The sequence below is a fragment of the Microbacterium sp. BK668 genome (genome assembly GCF_004362195.1).
Classification (GTDB): domain Bacteria; phylum Actinomycetota; class Actinomycetes; order Actinomycetales; family Microbacteriaceae; genus Microbacterium.
In genome coordinates this window covers 939,497-957,393 of sequence record NZ_SNWG01000001.1, presented here as the reverse complement: position 1 = coordinate 957,393, position 17,897 = coordinate 939,497, and the positions used below count along the sequence as shown (strand labels likewise).

Genomic DNA, 17,897 nt, shown 5'->3' with positions numbered 1-17,897 from the left:
TCCTCCCCTCCGCGAGGGGAGCGGAGGGGATCGAGCCGGAGGAGGACCCCGAGCGGGGGTCGCGCCCTCCCCCCGCGGAATCCCCTCCGCTGATCGGCACAACGCGACGGGAGCCCCGCCCGACGCCCCGTCACGGCGCCGCCCCGAGCTCGAGGACGTCGGCGTGAAGCGCCCGCACGACGTCGAGGTCGTGCGTGATGGCGACGATGGCCGAGCGTTCGTCGCCGGCCCGCCCGTCGCGGAGCCGGGCGAGGAGGTCGACCAGCTCGGCCCAGGTCCTCGCGTCCTGCCCGAACGTCGGCTCGTCGAGCACCAGCACGCGGGGCGCGGTGGCGAGCGCCGCGGCGACGGTCAACCGGCGCTTCTCACCGCCGGAGAGCGTGAAGGGATTCGCCGCGGCGAGCCGGTCGAGTCGCAGCCGGGCGAGGAGCTCGTCGACGCGAGGCGACATCCGGCGCTCGTCGAGCCCGAGCGCGCGCGGACCGACCTCGAGCTCGTCGCGCACCGTCCGGGCGAGCAGCTGGTGCTCGGGGTCCTGGAACACCGTGCCGATGCGGGTCAGCAGCTGACGAGAGGTCCAGCGGATCGGCGCAGGACCGGCGCCGCCGGCCAGCGCGTCCGTCGCCGCCAGGTCGCCGCGGTCAGGGGGCAGGAGACCCGCAAGGGTGAGCCCCAGCGTGGACTTGCCCGCACCGTTGGGCCCCGTGACCGCGAGCACCGCCCCCTCCCGGACCTCTACCTCGATCCCGCTCGCGACGGGACGGCCCTTCACCCTCTCGACCGCGAGGTCGCGGGCAGTGAGCAGATCCGCCCCCGGCGGGGCGACGGGCGGCCCGGGCACCGCGGGCGGGATGCCGGGGACCCACACCCCTTCGGAGGCCAAGCGCCTCCCCTCCCTGCCCAGCACGTCGTCGGGCGCGCCGTCGGCGACGACTCCCCCGCCTCCGAGCACGACGACCCTCGTGACGACCGGCAGCCACACCTCGACGCGGTGCTCGACGACCACGAGCGTGGCCGGGTGCCGCTCCAGCAGGCGCTCGACCGCGGAGCGCACCTCGACGACGCCGGCCGGGTCGAGGTTCGCGGTCGGCTCGTCGAGCAGCAGGAGGCCCGGCTGCATCGCGAGCGCGCCGGCCAGCGCGAGGCGCTGCTTCTGCCCGCCGGAGAGCGCCTTGGTAGGCCGGTCCAGCGGCACGTCGAGCCCGACGGCGTCGAGCGCATCGCGGACGCGCGGCCAGATCCGCTGGCGCGGGACGCCGAGGTTCTCGCAGCCGAAGGCGACGTCGTCGCCCACGCGGGCGAGGACGACCTGCGCGTCGGGATCCTGCAGCACGAGCCCCGCTGCGCCCCGCATGGATGCCGCGGGCCGGCCGCCGACGCGCAGCTCGCCCTCCGCTTCGCCCTCGTCGTCACCGCCGAGCACCCCGGCGAGCCCGTGCAGGAGCGTCGACTTGCCCGACCCCGAGGCGCCGAGGAGCAGCACCCGCTCACCGGGCTCGATCCGGAACGAGGCATCCCGGATCGCCCACGCCTGCCGGCTGGCATGTCGCCAGCCCCAGCCTCGGGCCTCGACCGCGGCGGGACCCGGCGTCCGGCCAGGCACGCTAGACGCGCACGCGCGCTTCGCGGCCCGAGGCGAAGCGGTCGAGGGCGCCGGTGCGGGCGAGACCTCGCGTGAGCGCCCAGGGCAGCGCCCCCGCGAGGAGCGCGCCCGAGACGACGGTCGATATGAGGTAGACGACCGTGAAGGTCGCGCCCGACCCGGTGTACCAGAGGAGGAGGTTGTTGACGCCCCCCGCGAGCGCGGCGCCGGCGCCGGCGAGCATCGCCACCGGAAGGCTCCACACGCGGTAGAAGAACGCGAGGAACACCAGCTCCGCGCCGAGGCCCTGCACGAGCCCGGCCTCGAGCGTCAGGAAGCCGCCCCACTGGTTGCCGACGAGGGCCGAGACAACGGCCGCGAGCGTCTCGGTGTAGACGGCCGCACCGGGTTTGCGGATGATCAACGCGCCCAGCACGCCGGCGAAGAGCCACGGCCCGTCGAGCAGTCCCTGGAGGCCGGGAAGCAGCGGCTCCAGCAGCGCCTTGGGGCCGAGGTAGCCGATGTTCCAGAACAGGAAGATCAAGCCCGACGCGACGCCGATGACGCTCGCGACGACGATGTCGACGACCCGCCACCGAAGCCGGTGCCGAGCACCCGAGGTGGTGGTGGGGGAAGACGTGGAAACGTGCATCTCTCTCCTCCCTGCGCTGGCATGATCCAGATCAGGTTCGACGGTCGGAGCGTGTTCGCTCCCTCTCAGCCCGGCACACCGGACTCCCGTGGTTGTGGCGTTGATTATATCGCGCGGACGGCCGAGGTACCTTTAGCGGGTGACTCTCGCCGACACCGGACCGCCGTCGCGGCGCGCCGTGCGCGCCGACACCGGCGGTGTCGTGCTCGGCGAGCCGGCACCTTCTCCGGAACAGCCGGTCGACCCGTCGGACGCCCGGCTCAGCCCGACGCCGGCGGCCGCGAAGGTCGCGTTCTCGTGGGTGGACGAGGAATCCGTCGCACAGACCGCCCTCTCACCGCGGGAGACCTCTGCGGCCGGCGGAACGGCCGCCGTCCTGGGCCCGGATCTCCTCGCCAAGGCGCTGCGACGCTCGCCCTGGAGGGCCGGCGTCCTCGTGCCGTTCGCGATCATCGTCTTCCTCTTCGCCGGCTACGCCGCGACGACGCTGCTCTGGCCCCTCACTGCCGTCACCCCGACCATCGAAGCCGTCGCCGTGCAGGCGGTCCCCTCCGCCGTCACGACGCCGGCCTGGCCCGTCGAGGGATCCGGCGCCGTCGCCGTGCAGGGCTTCGACGGGACCGTCGCCTCGACCCAGGATGCCGCCCCGATCGCGAGCATCACGAAGGTCGTGACGGCTCTGCTCGTGCTGGAGGAGATGCCGCTCGCCCTCGGCGAGCAGGGCCCGGAGTACCGCTTCACCTCCAACGACCGGTCGGCGTACTGGGGCTATCGCAGCCGCGGGGAGTCCGCGCTCGACGTGCCGGCCGGCGGGACGCTCACGGAGTACCAGCTGCTCGAGGGCATGCTCATCGGCTCGGCGAACAACTACGCCGACCGCCTGGCGAGCAACCTCTGGCCGAACGACGCCGTCTTCGCCCGCGCCGCCGACGACTGGCTCGAGGCGCACGGGGTGCCGGGCATCACGATCGCCGAGCCGACGGGCTTCGACAGGCGCAACACCGCGAGCGCCGCTGCGCTCATCCCGCTGGCGCAGAAGGCCCTCGCGAACCCGGTGATCGCCGAGATCGTCGCCAAGCGCGAAGTCGACCTCCCCGGCGCCGGCCGCGTGACCAACACCAACGGACTGCTGGCCGACCCGGGCGTCATCGGCGTCAAGACCGGGTCGCTGGACGACTTCAACCTCCTCGCCGCGAAGAACATCACCGTCGGCGACACCCCGGTGCGCCTGTACGCGTCGGTGCTCGGCCAGCCCGACGACCCGCGTCGCGTCGAGGCCACGCGCGCGCTGTTCGCGCAGCTGGAGAGCGAGCTGCAGGTCGAGCCGTCGGTGCCGGTCGGCACCACGGTCGGAACCGTGGACACAGCATGGGGAGACCGCGCGGATGTCGTGACGGATGCCGATGCCTCCGTGGTGCTGTGGAACGGCGCGGCGGGAACCACGACGACGGATCTCGAGCTCGGCGATCTCCGCGACGCGGGCGACGTCGTGGGCTCGCTGAGCGTGACGGGACCGCTCAACACCGCGACGGTCGAGGTCTCGCTGGACGGCGACATCGAGCCGCCGTCGGCGTGGTGGCGGCTCACCCACCCGCTCGAGCTGTTCGGTCTCGCCGGCTGAGGCTCGCGGTCCATCGCCGGCTCGGCGCGTTCCGTCTCGGTCGCAGCGCTCCCTCGCGCCACGACCGGGATGTGCCGCTCCCGGTCGACGAGCGAGCGAAGCGCGACGAGACGCCCCGGACCCGCGAGAAGCGCCTAGACGTGGCGGACGGCGTGCTGCAGCCGGGTGCGCACGTCGAACACTTCGTTCCCGCCGATCTCGCGGGCGCCCGTCACCCCCCGGCGGAGGATGGTCGACAGCGCGCTGCGCGACACCACCGCGACCGGCACGCCGCGCACCCTGCCGATCTCCTCGATCGGCTGCTCGAGGTCTTCGTCGGGCAGCACGACGATCGCTCCGCTGAACTTCACGCGCGCCGCGCGCGCGACGGCGCGCACGTGCGCCACGAGCGTGGCGACCGGCGCACCCTCGATGCCGTCGCCCGCGAGCTCGCCGCGACGCACCCGCACGGGTCCTCCGAAGTCCTCCGAGAGGATGCCGTAGAGCCCGCTCGGTCCGAGCACGACGTGGTCGAGCTTCTCATCCGACGCCCGGCCCGCCGCGACGTCGTGCCAGACGGTGTACCCCATGCCGAGGTCGGCGACGACCCGCGCGGTCGCCTCCTCGGCGAGCGCGTCGGCGAGGAGGCGGCGCAGCAGGCGCGGCGCCGACCGCACGAGCGCCGGGTCGTACGGATCGGGCAGCTCGACTCCGCGACCGACCCACTCCCGCATGAGGTCGAGATACCGCTCGCGGCGCCAGCCGCCGGGCTGGCCGTAGGACCGTGCGCGGGGCCGGGTGTCGGCGGGCCGAGAGGGAGGGCGCCACGCCGGGGCATCCGGACTGAACGAGGGCCCCTTCTGCGCGCCGAATCCGTGTCCGCGGTCGTAGGCCGCCCGGGCGTCGGGCGTGCCGACGAGCTCCCACGCGCGCTGCACCTGGATGAAGACGGATGCCTCGCCCCCCGTGTCGGGGTGGGTCTGACGCAGCCGCAGCCGGTAGGCCCTGCGCAGCTGTTCCTCGTCGACCGTCGGCTCGACGCCCAGCACCTGATACGCCGAAGCGGACAGGGGGGAATCGAACATGCGGGATCCTCTCAGCGCCGCTCGTTGCGCCGAGCGTAGGCGGCCGCGCTCCGGCTGGACAGCGCGAGGAGGATCAGCGTATCGAGCGCCGTCGAGAGCAGGCTCGTCTTGAGGGTGATTTCCAGGTCTTCCAGCCACCACGAGATGAATGCGACGGAGATCGACAGGACGGCCACGAACATGACGACGACACGGGCCCAGTTGTGCCCGCGAAGGATGAGGATCGCGAAGGCCACGTCGGCGAGGATGACCACCGCCGCCGCGACGAGGATGACCGTGAGCCCGAACCCGATCGCCTCGGCATCGGTCAGCCCGTCGATCGCGATCGCGCTCTGGGTGGCGACGAGGTTCCAGTTGAGTCCGAGCTCGGCGAGGAAGAGCAGCCCCACCACCGCGCGCAGGAACACCAGCACGGCACCCGCGACCGTCGTCACGGGGCGCTTCATGTCGGGGTCGTAGCCCGTCGGCTTCAGCAGCCGCCGGGCGGGCTCGTAGGACGGGCGCTTCGCGGGGCTCGTCACAGGGCCGCCGCCTCGTCGCCGTCCCCGGCGGGCACCGTGACGTCGCGCACGTCGACGATCGGCAGGTCGCCGTCGGTGGAGATCGAGTCGCCGCCCCCGTTCCGCGCGTGGTAGCCGGTCGAGAAGTCCTCGATGATCCGCACGTCGATGCGCGGGTCGGCGAGCGTCAAGGTCGCGATGATGTGGTCGCGCTCGATGTCGGTCTCGGCGTCGATCTTGTGGGTGACCTGCAGCGTGAAGAGCGACAGGCCTACGCGCCGGTCGAACGTGCCGGCGGCCAGCCAGTCCACGCGTCGTCCGCCGGGGAGGAGCCAGCCGTCCGGGCACTGCCAGAACCGCACGTGGTGCCGCTGCGCCGGGCTGTCGTCGACGTCCTGCTGGTAGGCGAAGTCCTGCTGCCGTCCGAACAGGAAGAGCGGGCTCACCGGCGCCTCGGGGTAGCTGCGGCCCGCGAGCGTCGACGCGATGATCCGCCAGGTCGAGGTCAGCGTGATGGGGTCGGCCTTGGTCCAGCCTGCCGCCGACATCGCCGCCTCGATCTGCTCGCCCGTGCCCATCAGCGCCAGGTTGACCGGGTCGCCGAGCAGACCGTCGCTCGTCCGCGTGCGGCCGATGAAGTAGTCCGGCACGTAGATCGTCGTGAGGATGCGGTGGAGGCGGGGAAGCACCAGGTACGCCAGCAGCCCCCAGAAGACGACGGCGAGAAGGATGCCCCACCAGCCCGTGCTGAAGGTTTCGGTGAGGCTGAGGTAGGCGAGCCAGATGGCGGCGAGTCCGGCGAAGACGAAGAAGAACCAGTCCAGCGCGATCCCGAGCGACCAGCTGCGCGCACGGCGGTCCGATCCGTCCCGGGGTCCCGACTCGCGTGCCATCGCGTCAGTCCCAGAGCGGAACCGCGGGGGTGAACGAGAGGGCGGATGCCGCGGCATCCGCCGGAAGATCCGCCAGGGTCGCGGGCTGCCATCGGGGCGAGCGGTCCTTGTCGACGACCTGCGCGCGGATGCCCTCCGCGAGGTCGGGCTGCGTCGTCGCGAACCACATGACCAGGCCGTACTCCTGCGCGAGGGCGGCCCGCAGGCCCGGCAGCTCCCGGGCCCGGCGGATGGCCGCGAGGGTAACCGCCAGACCCGTCGGCGAGAGCTGCTCGAGGAGCCCCGCCGTCGCGCTCGGCTCCTCCTCCGGCCGGGCGCGCAGGCGGTCGATGATCTCCGGCACGGAGTCCGCGGCGAAGGCGTCGTCGATCCAGCCCCGGGCGGCGCGCAGGCTCGGCGGGTCCGGGGTCTCATCGAAGAGGAGGACGAGTTCGGCGGGTCCGGACGGGTCGGCCCGCGTCTGCAGTGCGTCCCGCAGGCCGTCGAGACTCTCGGACGGCACGAAGTGGTCGGCGAACCCCGCGTAGATGGCGTCCGAGGCATCCATCGTCCGTCCGGTCAGCCCCAGGTACTCGCCGAGCCGCCCCGGCGCCCGGGCGAGCAGCCACGAGCCGCCGACGTCGGGGGTGAAGCCGATCCGCGTCTCGGGCATGGCCAGCTGAGACCGCTCGGTGACCACCCGGAACGCGGCGTGGCCGGCGAGGCCGATCCCGCCGCCCATCGTGATGCCGTCGGCGAACGCGACGAAGGGCTTGGGGTACTCCGCGATGCGGGCGTTGAGCGCGTACTCCTCGCGGAAGAAGACGGCGGATGACGCGGCATCCCCCGCGACCGTGCGCTCGTACAGTCCGCGGACGTCTCCGCCCGCACAGAGGCCGCGCTCCCCCGCTCCGTCGAGCAGCACGATGTCGACGTCGCGGTCGTGCTCCCACGCGTCCAGCGCGGCGGAGGCGGCCCGGATCATGTCGAGGTCGAGCGCATTGATCGCGCGCGGCCGGTTGAGCGTCAGCCGGGCGAGCGATCCGTTCGTGTGCACGAGCACGTTGTCTTCGGGGCCGCCCACCGGTTCGCTCACTCCGGACACGTTACCGTTCCCCGGAATCCTCGGAAGGAAGCGGTCGCACCGCCCCGCCGGGGGTCCCGCCGTACCTTCGCGCCACGGGGGACTTTCCGCAAAGATAGGGAGAACGGCTTCCGACGACGAGAGGGTTCTCGCATGCCCGAGGGACAGGTGCTGGAATTCTCCGCGGTCACGAAGCGCTTCGGCGCCGTCACCGCCGTCGACGGATTCACGGCACGTGTCGAGCCCGGGCGGGTCACCGGGTTCCTCGGCCCGAACGGAGCCGGCAAGACGACGACGCTGCGCATCCTCCTCGGCCTCGTACGCGCGACCGAGGGGTCGGCGACGATCGGGGGCGTGCCCTACGCGAAGCTGAGGAATCCGCTGCAGTCGGTGGGCGCCGTGCTCGAGGCATCCAGCTTCCACCCCGGTCGCACCGCGGCGAACCACCTCAAGGTGTACGCGCAGGCGGCGGGCCTTCCGCAGGCGCGCATCGACGAGGCCCTCGGGCTCGTCGGTCTGGGCGACGTCGCCGGGCGCAAGGTGGGGGGCTACTCGCTGGGCATGCGCCAGCGGCTCGGCCTCGCGTACGCCCTGGTCGGCGATCCGGGTGTGCTCGTGCTCGACGAGCCGGCCAACGGCCTCGATCCCGAGGGGATCAGGTGGATGCGCGGCCTGCTGCGCGAACTCGCACGCCAGGGCCGGACGGTGCTCGTCTCGTCGCACCTCCTCGCCGAGGTCCAGCAGACCGTCGATGCGCTCCTCATCATCGCGGGCGGTCGGCTGGTGTTCGAGGGCGGCCTGGACGAGCTGTCGGACCCGTCCGAGTCGGCGACCGTCGTCGACTCCCGCGACCGTGCGGCGCTGACGGCCGCGCTGCGCGACGCGCACGTCGAGGTCGAGGTGCTGCGCTCGGGCCTCACGGTACGCGGCCTCGACCCCGCCGACGTCGGACAGCTGGCCGCCGATGCCGGCATCGCGCTGACATCTCTGCACCGTCGCGGACCCGCCCTCGAGGAGGTGTTCCTCGACCTGGTCAACGGGACGCGCGTCCACTCCAGCGCGGGCGGGTGGTCGCACACGCCCGCCGACGGTCCACGCGCCGCGGCAGCCGTCGCCGGCGTGCCGGTCACGTCCCCGGCGCCGGCGACGGACCACCCCGCCGACATCGCCGAGACGCACGCCGGGGACGACCTCCCCCTGGTCGCCGAGACGCACGCCGCGGACGACCTCTCCCCTGTCGTGGAGGCGGAGGCCGCCGGCCGAGGGCCCGCGGCCGTCACGGAGGATGGTGGGACCGCAGCGGATGCCGATGCCGCCGCGCCCGCCGGGTTCGCCGTGGCGAGCACCGGCGTGATCGACATCATCCCGGCCACGGCTTCCGGCGACGCCGTGCGTGCGGGCGAGCCCGCGCGCGAAGAGGTCCGCGACGAGGCAGTCGAGCAGCCGGACGCGGCTGCCGACCGCGGAGTCACCGAGGAGATCTTCACCGTCGACGACGACGAGGCCGCCGCCGATGCCGGGCCGGACGAGACTCTGCGCGCAGAGCCGGCCACCGCGACCGAGGAGTGGGACTCGGTCGCACCGGCCGACGAGCGGGAGGCCGAGCCCGCGGAGCCCGCCGAGGCGGAGCCGGATGAGCACGAAGCCGAGCTTGGAGACACGGCCTCCGCCGAGTGGGCGTCGGTCGCACCGGTCGAGGCGGATGGCGAGGACTCGGCGCGGGAGACCGGGACGGAGGCCGAGGAGCCCGCGCCGGAGTCCTCCGACCGGCCGTGGGAGCGGTATGTGAAGACCGACGCGGACCGCGAGGCCGACCGCTTCTTCGCCGCGTTCGACGAGCACACCGCGAGCGCGGCATCTGCCGAAGCTGCACAGGACGGACCGTTCGTCACTGAGCTGGAGACGCCCGAGCCCGACGAGCTCGGCGCCCCGCCACCCGACTGGCACGCCCAGCCGGAGCCGCTGACGGCTGAGGAGGCGGTCGAGGCAGACTCGGAGCCGGAGGAGCCGGCTGACCGGCCGGCCCAAGACGAGGACGAGCGGCGCGACGAGTGGCACCACGAGCAGAGTGAAGGAGACGAGCCCCGATGACCCTCGCCACGACGACGCGCTCCGAGACCACCAAGCAGTTCACCACGGCGATGTGGTGGATCCTCGCGATCGTGCTGCTCGCCTATGTCGGATTCACGGCGGCCGTGCTCGGGTTCGTGTTCTCGGCGTCGGCGACCGGCGCCATCGGAGGGGCCGGCGCTCCGCAGATCCCGGAGGAGAGCCTGCCGCCGGTCCTCTACAGCACCGCGACCTCGGTCGGCTACGTCTTCCCGCTCCTGATCGGCACGCTCATGGTCACGAGCGAGTTCCGGCACAAGACCCTCACTCCGACCTTCCTGGCGACCCCGCGGCGCGGAACGGTCCTGTGGGCGAAGCTCGTCGTCGGCGTCCTCCTCGGACTGCTGTACGGCGTCGTGGGGGTCGTGGCGGCGGTCGTCCCGTCGGCGGCGTTCCTCGCGGGGTACGGAGTCGAGACCGGCTTCGCGTCGTCCGAGACCTGGGCGATGCTGGGGCGGATGCTGCTGGCCTACGTCCTTTGGGTGTTCATCGGCATCGGGATCGGCGCGCTCGTGCGCAATCAGGTCGGCGCCATCGTGGGCGTGCTCGTCTTCACCCAGTTCCTGGAGCCGGTCGCGCGAGCGGCGGCCTCCTTCGTCGACGGGCTGGACGACGTGACGCAGTATCTGCCCGGCGCGGCGAGCGATGCCCTCGTCGGCGCGAGCGTCTTCTCCGTCAGCATGCCTCAGACCGGCGCCGCGACCGAGGGACTCGAGTGGTGGGCCGGAGGGCTCGTGCTGCTCGGGTACGCGGCCGTGCTCGTCGCGGTCGGGTATCTGACGAGCTGGCGCCGCGACGTCAGCTGACCCCGGGCGCCCGAAGGAAGGTGAGCACCGCCAGCACCCGCCGGTGCGAGGTCGGCTCGTCGACGAGGCCGAGCTTCAGGAAGATGCTTGTGACGTGGGTCTCGACGGTGCGGTCGGCGATGTGCAGACGCGCGGCGATCGCACTATTCGACAGCCCTTCCGCGACCAGGGCGAGAACGTCCCGCTCGCGCGCCGAGAGGGCGTCCAGCGGATCGGCGGCGCGGCGCCGGCCGAGCAGGCGCGTCACGATCGTGGGGTCGATGACGGTCTCGCCCTCGTCGATGCGGCGCAGGGCGTCGACAAGCATGCCGATGTCGGCGAGCCGGTCCTTCAGCAGGTAGCCGGTCCGCTCGGGGACGTCCTCGATGAGCCGCATGGCGTACGACGACTCGAGATACTGCGAGAGCACGAGGATGCCGAGCGCCGGGTTCCGCTCGCGCAGGTCGGCGGCCGCACGCAATCCCTCATCGGTGAAGCTCGGCGGCATCCGGATGTCGATGACGGCGACCTCCGGCTTCACGTCTTCCACGAGAGGCGTCAACGCGACGGCGTCAGCGGCCTGTCCGACGACATCGACCCCGGCCTCGCGCAGCATCCTGACGATTCCCTCCCGAGTGAGCAGGGAGTCATCCGCGACCACTACGCGCACGGCAGCACCACCTGCCAGGCGTCTTCCCACTCCTCCACAGAACCTCCCAGAGCACTGACGCGATCCTCCAGCGGGGCCACGACGGCGGCCCGAGACGGTCTGGCGTGGACCGTGACGGACTCCGGGCCGGCCCGCACCGTGAACGAGAGCGGCCGGAACGGATCCGCCGCCCCGACGGCGTGGCGTGCCAAGAGGTAGATGGTGCGCTCGATGGCCGGCGGCGGCCGGGCCGGCACGTCGACGTCCGTCTCGAGCACGATCGGCGAGTCCTCCGCGAGCCGATCGAGTGAGGCCTCGACGCCGAGGTCGTCGACGACGGCCGGGAAGACGCCGTGCGCGATCGCGCGCGTGCGCTCGAGGAGGTCGGCCGCCTCCGCGCCGAACGTGCTCGCCTCTCGGCTGCCGGCGCCCGCGGCCAGCGCGAGGTCGTAGCGCAGGACGAGGAGGTCCTGCTGCAGTCCGTCGTGCAGATCCCTCTCGAGCAGGCGGCGCGCCTCGTCGGCCGCCTCGACCACCCGCAGGCGTGACCGGAGCCGCTCGTCGAGCACCGCGCGGATCCGCGCCCGGAGGCCGGCATTCGCGATCGCCGCGAGCGCTGCCGGTCCCATCGCCGAGGCGAGCTCCTCCGCGCGGACGTCGGGAGCGTGGAGCAGGATGGCCACGACTTCCGCGCCGCGGCGCAGCGCGGTTGCCGCAGCACCGTGGTCGCCCGGCGTGGGGGTCCCGTCCATGGCGACGAGACCGCCCGTCGGCGTGGGGAAGGCGACTCGGGCGGCCGGATCGCGCAGCGCGCTGCGAAGGCGCGCCTCGAGCGCATCGTCGCCGAGCTCGGCCGTGAGCTCATCGGCGAGTCGCTCCATCGCCTGGCGGCGCCGGAGGACGCCCGTCGCCTGCGTGAGATGGGCGATCGCGAGGATGGCGAGCGCCATCGCCGCCAGCGCGGCGTCAGCCGCGTCCAGCCCGCTCCACAGTTCGGGCGCTGCGGCGTCGACCATCGACCACGTCAGCAGGGCGAGGGCCGGCACCGCTGCCCACCCGATCAGCACGGCGTACGACGCTGCCCGGCTCCGGACCAGTCTTCCCACCGCAAGGACAGTGCATCCGACGGCGACGGCTCCCACCGCCACCCGCGCCGCTGCGACCAGCTCCGGAACGGGCACGACGAGCGTGGATCCCGTCGCGCACGGTCCCCGGCACTCCGGGTCGAGGAACGGATCGCGAAAGGCGACGGTGACGACCACGGCGATCGCGCACACGAGCCACGCCGCGGCGACGGCGCGAGAGAAGCCATCGCGCCGACCCTGCCCACCGGCGTTCCCGTCCGCCGATACCGCGGCCAGCCGGGTGAGGGCGGGGACGGCGAGGGCGGGGATGGCTGCGGCGATCACGGCCACAGTCGGGGGAACCGCCGACCAGACGACGTAGACCGGCGCCACGGCGCAGAGGCCGACGACCGCGAGCGCCACCGTGCGCGCGAGTGCGTCAGGACCACCGACGAACGCCACGAGGGCCGCGGCCGCGACGACGGCGGCGGCGGCGATGCAGCCCACGGCCGCATCCGCCCCCGTCCACCCGGTGATGGGCCCCGGGCCCGCGCGTGTCTCACCGGCCGTCACGATGGACCCCGCACCAAGCACGCCTGCGGCGGCCAGGGCGATCAGCGCCCAGCCCGCCCAGCGGCCCATCGGCCCGCGGCTCGTCGGCAGAGAGCTCATGCGGGTACTCCCGCTGCAGATACCGGAAGCTCGGCGATGACCCGCGTGCCGTCCCCCGACGTTTCCAGCCGAAGCGCACCGGACCGTGCCTCCACTCGCTCGCGCAGCCCGTGAAGCCCTCCGCCGGCAACGACCTCCGCACGTCCGGTGCCGTCGTCCTCGATCGTCGCCCGACAGACACCCGCGTCGATCTCGACCAGGATCCGCACCACGGTCGCACGTGCGTGCTTGATCGCATTCGCGAACGCCTCCGCGCAGACGAAGAACACCGTCGTCGCGATGCCGGCGTCGATCCGCTCAGGGCTCGTGACCTCGACCCGGACAGGCGAGCCTTCCGCAAGACCGCGCAGGGCGGGCGCCAGTCCCTCCGCCAGTGTCGCGGGCGGGAGCCCTCCCTTCAGCGCGATCAGGTCGTCGAGCGCCCTGCCGGCGCTTGCCCGGGCGCGCTCGAGGTGTTCCGCCTGAGCCGGCTGGCTGTCGCGCACGGCGTCCTCGATCGCCCCCACCAGATGCCTCAGCGGTTCACCGACCTCACAGTCGAGCCGGTGACGCAGCTGCTCACGTTCCTCTTCGGCGGCGTCGATGAGACGCGCTTTCGACAGCGCGACCTCAGTGAGTCGCAGCGCGAGCTCTCGGTCCAGGCGATCTCGCTCGAGGGCGAGGGCGGTCACCCGCCGGATCCCTTCGCGTACAGCGGGATCGGACAGGCGGCCGGCGTCCGCGACGACCGCGATCCGCTCCGCCCCGTCGAAGAGGACCACAGTGCGCCCCGGGCGCGGGTTGTCGAGCGGCCGACCCTCGGCATCCTCGAACACCGCGCGATCGCCGTCCCAGCGGCCCACACGCAGCCCGGGGTCCCCGACGGCTGCCGCCAGACGCTCCGAAAGCCCCTCGGCTCCGGCGGGGAGGCTGATCAACTCGTCGGCCGTACGAACCGCCGAGGTACGGCGCTCCCCGACGAGGAACAGGGCGGCGACGGCCGCCACACCCAGCGCATAGACGACCGCCCGAACGCCGAGGAGCGCAGGGTCGGGAGCGACGACGTGCCACACGGCAGAGCCGGCGATCACCGCCGCGAACAGCAGTCCCGCCGGCAGGGCGCCTTCCGCCAGGACTCTGCGACAGATGGTCAGCACGACGACGAGGGCGACAGCCAGGACGAGGGCCGCGGCATCCCGTCCCCACACGGTCGGCGGCACCGAGACGACGATCGCTGTGATCACAGCGGTCCGAGCGAGCGGCGAAGCCGGCCACGCACGCGGCGCGGCGAGGAGGAGCAGGACGATGGCACCCCGGTGCCAGAAGACCGCGGCGGGGAGTACCGACCCGAGCGACCACGCGAGGGCGGAGGCACCGGCCGTGATCGCGAGACCGGGATGGCGAGGAAGCGCGGCGGCGCTCACGAGTGCGAAGGCGATGACGACGACGGCATCCGTCGCCCACAGCCATAGCGCATCGACGTCGTAGGCCACAGAGGCGGTGCAGCCTCCCCACATCGCCCCCGCCGCGACGATGCCGGCGCGAGCGGCCGCGACGGCGGTCGTCACGGATCCATGTTCCCACCGGGCGGCGCCGTCCGCCTCCGTGCGAGCCACGATGCGGCACGCGTGACTCGCGAGCATACTGACGGTGGAGGTGTCGGATGCTGGCACGGCGCTGCCTCGGGATCATCGCCGCGACCGGAGCAGTCGCGGCGCTCGCCGGGTGCGGCAGCGTCTCCGCGTCGAAATCCGGCGGCGGCGTGACGGCGGAGACCGTCACCCTTCTCTTGGCAGACGGAGAGGGCCGGCCCGCATCCGACGCGGCACGCATCTTCGCGGACGCGCTCGAGGACATTTCCTCGGGCGCTCTGATGGTCGAGGTCGAGCACCGGGCGCATCTGGGCGACCGGGCCGATGAGCCGGGCGCCGAGAACGAGTACGAAGGCGTACCGTACGAGGACGTGACGCGGATGCTGCTGGACGGGGCCGGGGAGGTGGCCGTCGTCCCCGACTTCACGCTGGCCGAAGCCGGCGCGGCCAGTCTTCTGGCGCTGAAGGCCCCCTTCGCCGTCGACAGCGATGCCCTGATGACGAGGGTCGCCGAGCAGCTGTCCGACCGCCTGTTGGAGGGCATCGACGAGCTCGGCGCCCGGGGACTCGCGCTGCTGCCGGAGTCCCTCCGTCACCCGGTCGGGTTCTCGGCGCCCTTCGAGTCCGTTCCCGACTTCGCAGGAGCCTCGCTCCGCGTCGTGGATCCGTATGTCGGCCGCACGTTGGAGGCACTCGGCGCAACCGCCGTCCAGCTGGAGGGCGACTTCGGCGAGGCGGTCTTCTCCGGCAGGGTGCAGGGCGCCGAGAGCGCCTTCGCGCAGCGCGCGAGCCTGCCGGTGACCGGCATCTTCACCTCGGATGTGACCCTCGGCGCCAAGTTCAACGTGGTCGTCGCCTCGGGACCGTGGTTCGCGACACTCGCGCCGCAGGAGCGCGAGTGGGTCGAGAGAGCCGCCGAGCGGACGCGGGAGGAAGTCCTCGCCGCCCACCGGACGGATCCGGCGGAAGGCGCCGTCTACTGCGACGAAGGCGGGTGGGTCGTGCACGCGGGGAGCGCGGCGCAGCGCGATCTGCTCGACCGCGTGCGGCCGATCGTGGACCAGGTCACCGCCGATCCCGTGGCAGGACCGCTCTTCGAGGACGTCCTCGCGCTGCGCGACGAGCTCGCCGACGCCCCGCGCGTTGCGACGCCGTGCGAGCCCGAGCTGACGACGACGGCGGCGGCGCCTCCGGACACCGCCGGCGTCTTCCCAGAGGGCACCTACCGCGCCGAACTGACGGTGGAGGACTTCACCTCGGCCGGCGTCGACGCGTCGTTCGCGCACGATCATGACGGGATCTGGACGCTCACGTTCCGGGACGGACGGGTCTGGGACATCGGATGTCCCGGCTCGACGTACGCCGTCGTCGGGGATCGGGTCGTCGTCACTCTCGGTCGCGGAGAGGCGGCGTGCGGCTCGGTCGCCGGGCAGGAGCTGTTCAGCGCGCGATGGGATTTGGAGGACGGTGTGCTCCGGTTCCTCGACGTCGGTCCCGGCGCGAACGGACCCAGTGGGAAGGCGTCCTCCGAAGTGCTGTGGGGCAGCCAGGACTGGGTCCGGATCCGCTGATCTCTCCTCGTGGACAGCCACGACCCGGCATCCCGGTCCGTCGCGGCTGGCGACGGGCGAACGTCTGCGAGATCCCGCGGCCGCCACGATGAGGCGGACACCCCGGCGGTCATAGCGTTCCGGAAGCGGAACGCATCGGCCCGAGGAGGACCCCATGAACAGGACGCCGCAGCTCGCACTCGCCATGACCGTCGTCGCGGTCGCCGGGCTCGGCCTCACGGCCTGCGCGGGACCCGCGGCCGAGCCGCTGCAGCCGACGACGCTCAGAATGCTGCACATCGACGGCGGGGCAGAGCTCGACCCGGGAGTTGATTGGTTCGCGGAAGCGGTCTCCGAGGAGAGCGACGGCGTCGTGACGATCGAGGTCGTCCGAAGCTGCTGCGAGGATCGGCCCACGATCGAGGAGGAGCTCGTGGCCAAGGTCGCGGCAGGCGAGGCGGAGCTCGGGTGGGTGGGGACGCGCGTCTTCGAGGGACTGGGCGTCGATGCCCTGCTTCCTCTCACGGCTCCCTTCCTTCTCGACGGCTACGCGCAGCAGCAGGCGATTCTCGGCTCCGAGGAGGCTGAGGCGGCCCTCGCCGCCGTCGATGCCGCCGGCGTGACCGGTATCGCCCTGATGCCCGGAGCCGTGCGCCGACCGCTCGCGGCGCAGTCGGCGATCGTCGGCCCCGACGACTGGTCCGGACAGGTCGTCGCGTCGTTCCACTCCGGGCAGAACGCGCGGAGCTTCGAGCTTCTCGACGCGTCACCCGTCGACGTGAGCTTCGAAGAGCGAGACACCGGCATCTTCGAGGGTTCTATCGCGGTGCTGGAGAACTCGCTCGTGATGCAGGACAGCGACCGCGAGGAGACCCTCCCGTACGCCACCGCCAACGTCGGTCTGTGGCCACGGGTGTCCGCGCTCGTGGCGAGCCCCGACGGCGTCGCAGCGGGCGATGAACGGGTGAGGCGCATCCTGCGGACGGCGGCGACGGCTGTGCTCGCACGAGCGGGCGAGCTCGCCGCCCTCGATCAGTCCGCTGCGGAATCGTCGTGCGCCAGCGGGGCGCGTCTCGCCGAGGCCTCGGCCGCGGATCTTGAGGCGCTCCGGGCGCGCGTGGCCCCGATCTGGGAGGAGCTCGCGGCGTCGGCGTCCACCCGCGACCTGTTCGAAACGGCCCGGTCGGTGCATGAGGCGACTCCCGCCGAGACGGTCGCGGTGCCGGCCGGATGCTCCGGCACGGCCTCGACCGATGCCGGAGGATCCGCGGATCCGGGCGACCTATCCGTGCTCAACGGCCGCTATCGCACGCCCGAGTACACGGTGGAGGGACTGCTGGCAGCCGGCCTCACGCCCACCGACGCGCGGAACGCGGCCGGATTCTTCACACTGGTGTTCGACGACGGCGCGTTCGAGCTGATCGCCGACCACGCCAGCGGCGAGGTCTTCGGGTGCGTCGGGTCCTACGCGGTGGAGGGCACGCGGGTGGTCGTCGATTACCTGCCGGGCGGCGACTGCGGGCCAGGCGGCGAGTTCTTCTCCGCCACCTACGCGGTTGACGCCGACGCGCTGACGCTCACCGCCATGGAGGGCCTGGAGAGCGACGTCTACCTGTTCTCGAGCAGCCCGCTCACGCGGGTGGGCTGACGGGGATCAGCTGACCCCGGGCGCGGGGACCGGGACGGCCGGCCGGCGCTTGCGCGGCCGGCGCGCCGCCTTCGCCGCGATGTCGGCCACGTCGGCGGCCGCGTCGTCGGCGGCGACGTCGAGTCGCAGAGCCTGGACGAGCGCGAGTCCGTGCCGGGTCGTCAGCACGACGCGCTGGAACTCGGGGTGACCCTCGAGGTCGATGACGACGCCGGCGCGGTGACGGCGGATGATCGCGAAGTCCTCGCTCCCCGCCGACTTCCACGTGCCCATGGCCACGACGCCGCGCACGTGCGTGCCGGGGCTGGGAACCCCGCGAAGCCACGTCCAGGCATCGTCTGTGAGCTGCACCTTGGAGATGGCGGATCGCTCGATCGCGACATTCCCCTTGTGGAATGCGAGGAGGCGCTCGGTGCCCGACAACACGACCTCGAGACGGGTCGAGTCCAGCAGAAGCGTCACCATGCGACTAGT

The 17,897-nt window shown here is 72.8% G+C and carries 15 protein-coding genes and 1 riboswitch; of the genes, 5 read left to right on the top strand and 10 right to left on the bottom strand.

Going from position 1 to position 17,897, the window contains the following annotated elements; genetic code table 11:
- Window positions 1-130 precede the first annotated feature (130 nt).
- Both EV279_RS04215 and EV279_RS04210 read right to left on the bottom strand, forming a co-directional pair.
- Window positions 131-1,603 carry an ATP-binding cassette domain-containing protein gene (locus EV279_RS04215; RefSeq protein ID WP_243728431.1) on the bottom strand — a complete coding sequence of 491 codons (1,473 nt, stop codon included), beginning with the start codon at window positions 1,601-1,603 and terminating at the stop codon, window positions 131-133.
- A gap of 1 nt (window position 1,604) precedes the next feature.
- Window positions 1,605-2,234, bottom strand: a complete 630-nt coding sequence (locus EV279_RS04210) for an ECF transporter S component (RefSeq protein ID WP_133541653.1) — start codon at window positions 2,232-2,234, stop codon at window positions 1,605-1,607.
- Window positions 2,225-2,334: riboswitch (TPP riboswitch) on the bottom strand. Its footprint overlaps the gene before it by 10 nt.
- A gap of 39 nt (window positions 2,335-2,373) precedes the next feature.
- Between EV279_RS04210 and EV279_RS04205 the strand changes: the two genes are divergently transcribed.
- Window positions 2,374-3,855 carry a D-alanyl-D-alanine carboxypeptidase gene (locus EV279_RS04205; RefSeq protein ID WP_133541652.1) on the top strand — a complete coding sequence of 494 codons (1,482 nt, stop codon included), beginning with the start codon at window positions 2,374-2,376 and terminating at the stop codon, window positions 3,853-3,855.
- A gap of 134 nt (window positions 3,856-3,989) precedes the next feature.
- On the opposite strand, the gene EV279_RS04200 is transcribed toward EV279_RS04205, so the two are convergent.
- The 4 genes from EV279_RS04200 to EV279_RS04185 are packed head-to-tail and all read right to left on the bottom strand — an operon-like array spanning window position 3,990 to window position 7,375.
- Window positions 3,990-4,919 (bottom strand): J domain-containing protein, encoded by a 930-nt coding sequence (locus EV279_RS04200; RefSeq protein ID WP_133541651.1) that lies wholly within the window; start codon window positions 4,917-4,919, stop codon window positions 3,990-3,992.
- Window positions 4,920-4,930: 11 nt separating this feature from the next.
- Window positions 4,931-5,440 (bottom strand): hypothetical protein, encoded by a 510-nt coding sequence (locus EV279_RS04195; protein WP_133541650.1) that lies wholly within the window; start codon window positions 5,438-5,440, stop codon window positions 4,931-4,933.
- Window positions 5,437-6,312, bottom strand: coding sequence for an LssY C-terminal domain-containing protein (locus tag EV279_RS04190; RefSeq protein WP_133541649.1), 876 nt, complete (start codon window positions 6,310-6,312; stop codon window positions 5,437-5,439). The genes EV279_RS04195 and EV279_RS04190 overlap by 4 nt, the downstream gene beginning before the upstream one ends.
- A 4-nt stretch (window positions 6,313-6,316) precedes the next feature.
- Window positions 6,317-7,375 (bottom strand): enoyl-CoA hydratase/isomerase family protein, encoded by a 1,059-nt coding sequence (locus EV279_RS04185; protein ID WP_133544590.1) that lies wholly within the window; start codon window positions 7,373-7,375, stop codon window positions 6,317-6,319.
- Window positions 7,376-7,528: 153 nt separating this feature from the next.
- On the opposite strand from EV279_RS04185, the gene EV279_RS04180 reads away from it, so the two are divergent.
- Entirely contained in the window at window positions 7,529-9,466 is a 1,938-nt protein-coding gene (locus tag EV279_RS04180; RefSeq protein WP_133541648.1) for an ABC transporter ATP-binding protein, read from the top strand.
- Window positions 9,463-10,290, top strand: coding sequence for an ABC transporter permease (locus tag EV279_RS04175; RefSeq protein ID WP_133541647.1), 828 nt, complete (start codon window positions 9,463-9,465; stop codon window positions 10,288-10,290). The genes EV279_RS04180 and EV279_RS04175 overlap by 4 nt, the downstream gene beginning before the upstream one ends.
- Here EV279_RS04175 and EV279_RS04170 read toward each other — a convergent pair.
- From EV279_RS04170 to EV279_RS04160, 3 genes are read right to left on the bottom strand one after another with little or no spacing between them, the layout of a single operon-like run.
- The gene (locus EV279_RS04170) at window positions 10,283-10,885 is read right to left on the bottom strand and encodes a response regulator transcription factor (protein WP_243728430.1); all 603 of its coding nucleotides are present in this window, start codon (window positions 10,883-10,885) and stop codon (window positions 10,283-10,285) included. The genes EV279_RS04175 and EV279_RS04170 overlap by 8 nt on opposite strands.
- A 44-nt stretch (window positions 10,886-10,929) precedes the next feature.
- Window positions 10,930-12,654, bottom strand: a complete 1,725-nt coding sequence (locus tag EV279_RS04165; RefSeq protein ID WP_133541645.1) for a histidine kinase — start codon at window positions 12,652-12,654, stop codon at window positions 10,930-10,932.
- Window positions 12,651-14,201, bottom strand: a complete 1,551-nt coding sequence (locus EV279_RS04160; RefSeq protein WP_133541644.1) for a hypothetical protein — start codon at window positions 14,199-14,201, stop codon at window positions 12,651-12,653. Before EV279_RS04160 ends, EV279_RS04165 begins: the two co-directional genes overlap by 4 nt.
- Before the next feature lie 95 nt (window positions 14,202-14,296).
- Here EV279_RS04160 and EV279_RS04155 point away from each other — a divergent pair, with 95 nt between their 5' ends.
- Both EV279_RS04155 and EV279_RS04150 read left to right on the top strand, forming a co-directional pair.
- Window positions 14,297-15,796 carry a hypothetical protein gene (locus EV279_RS04155; RefSeq protein WP_133541643.1) on the top strand — a complete coding sequence of 500 codons (1,500 nt, stop codon included), beginning with the start codon at window positions 14,297-14,299 and terminating at the stop codon, window positions 15,794-15,796.
- Between the two features lie 154 nt (window positions 15,797-15,950).
- On the top strand, window positions 15,951-17,423 hold the full coding sequence (locus tag EV279_RS04150; RefSeq protein WP_133541642.1) for a hypothetical protein: 1,473 nt from the start codon (window positions 15,951-15,953) through the stop codon (window positions 17,421-17,423).
- A gap of 6 nt (window positions 17,424-17,429) precedes the next feature.
- On the opposite strand, the gene EV279_RS04145 is transcribed toward EV279_RS04150, so the two are convergent.
- Window positions 17,430-17,888 (bottom strand): hypothetical protein, encoded by a 459-nt coding sequence (locus EV279_RS04145; RefSeq protein ID WP_133541641.1) that lies wholly within the window; start codon window positions 17,886-17,888, stop codon window positions 17,430-17,432.
- Between the last annotated feature and the right edge of the window lie 9 nt (window positions 17,889-17,897).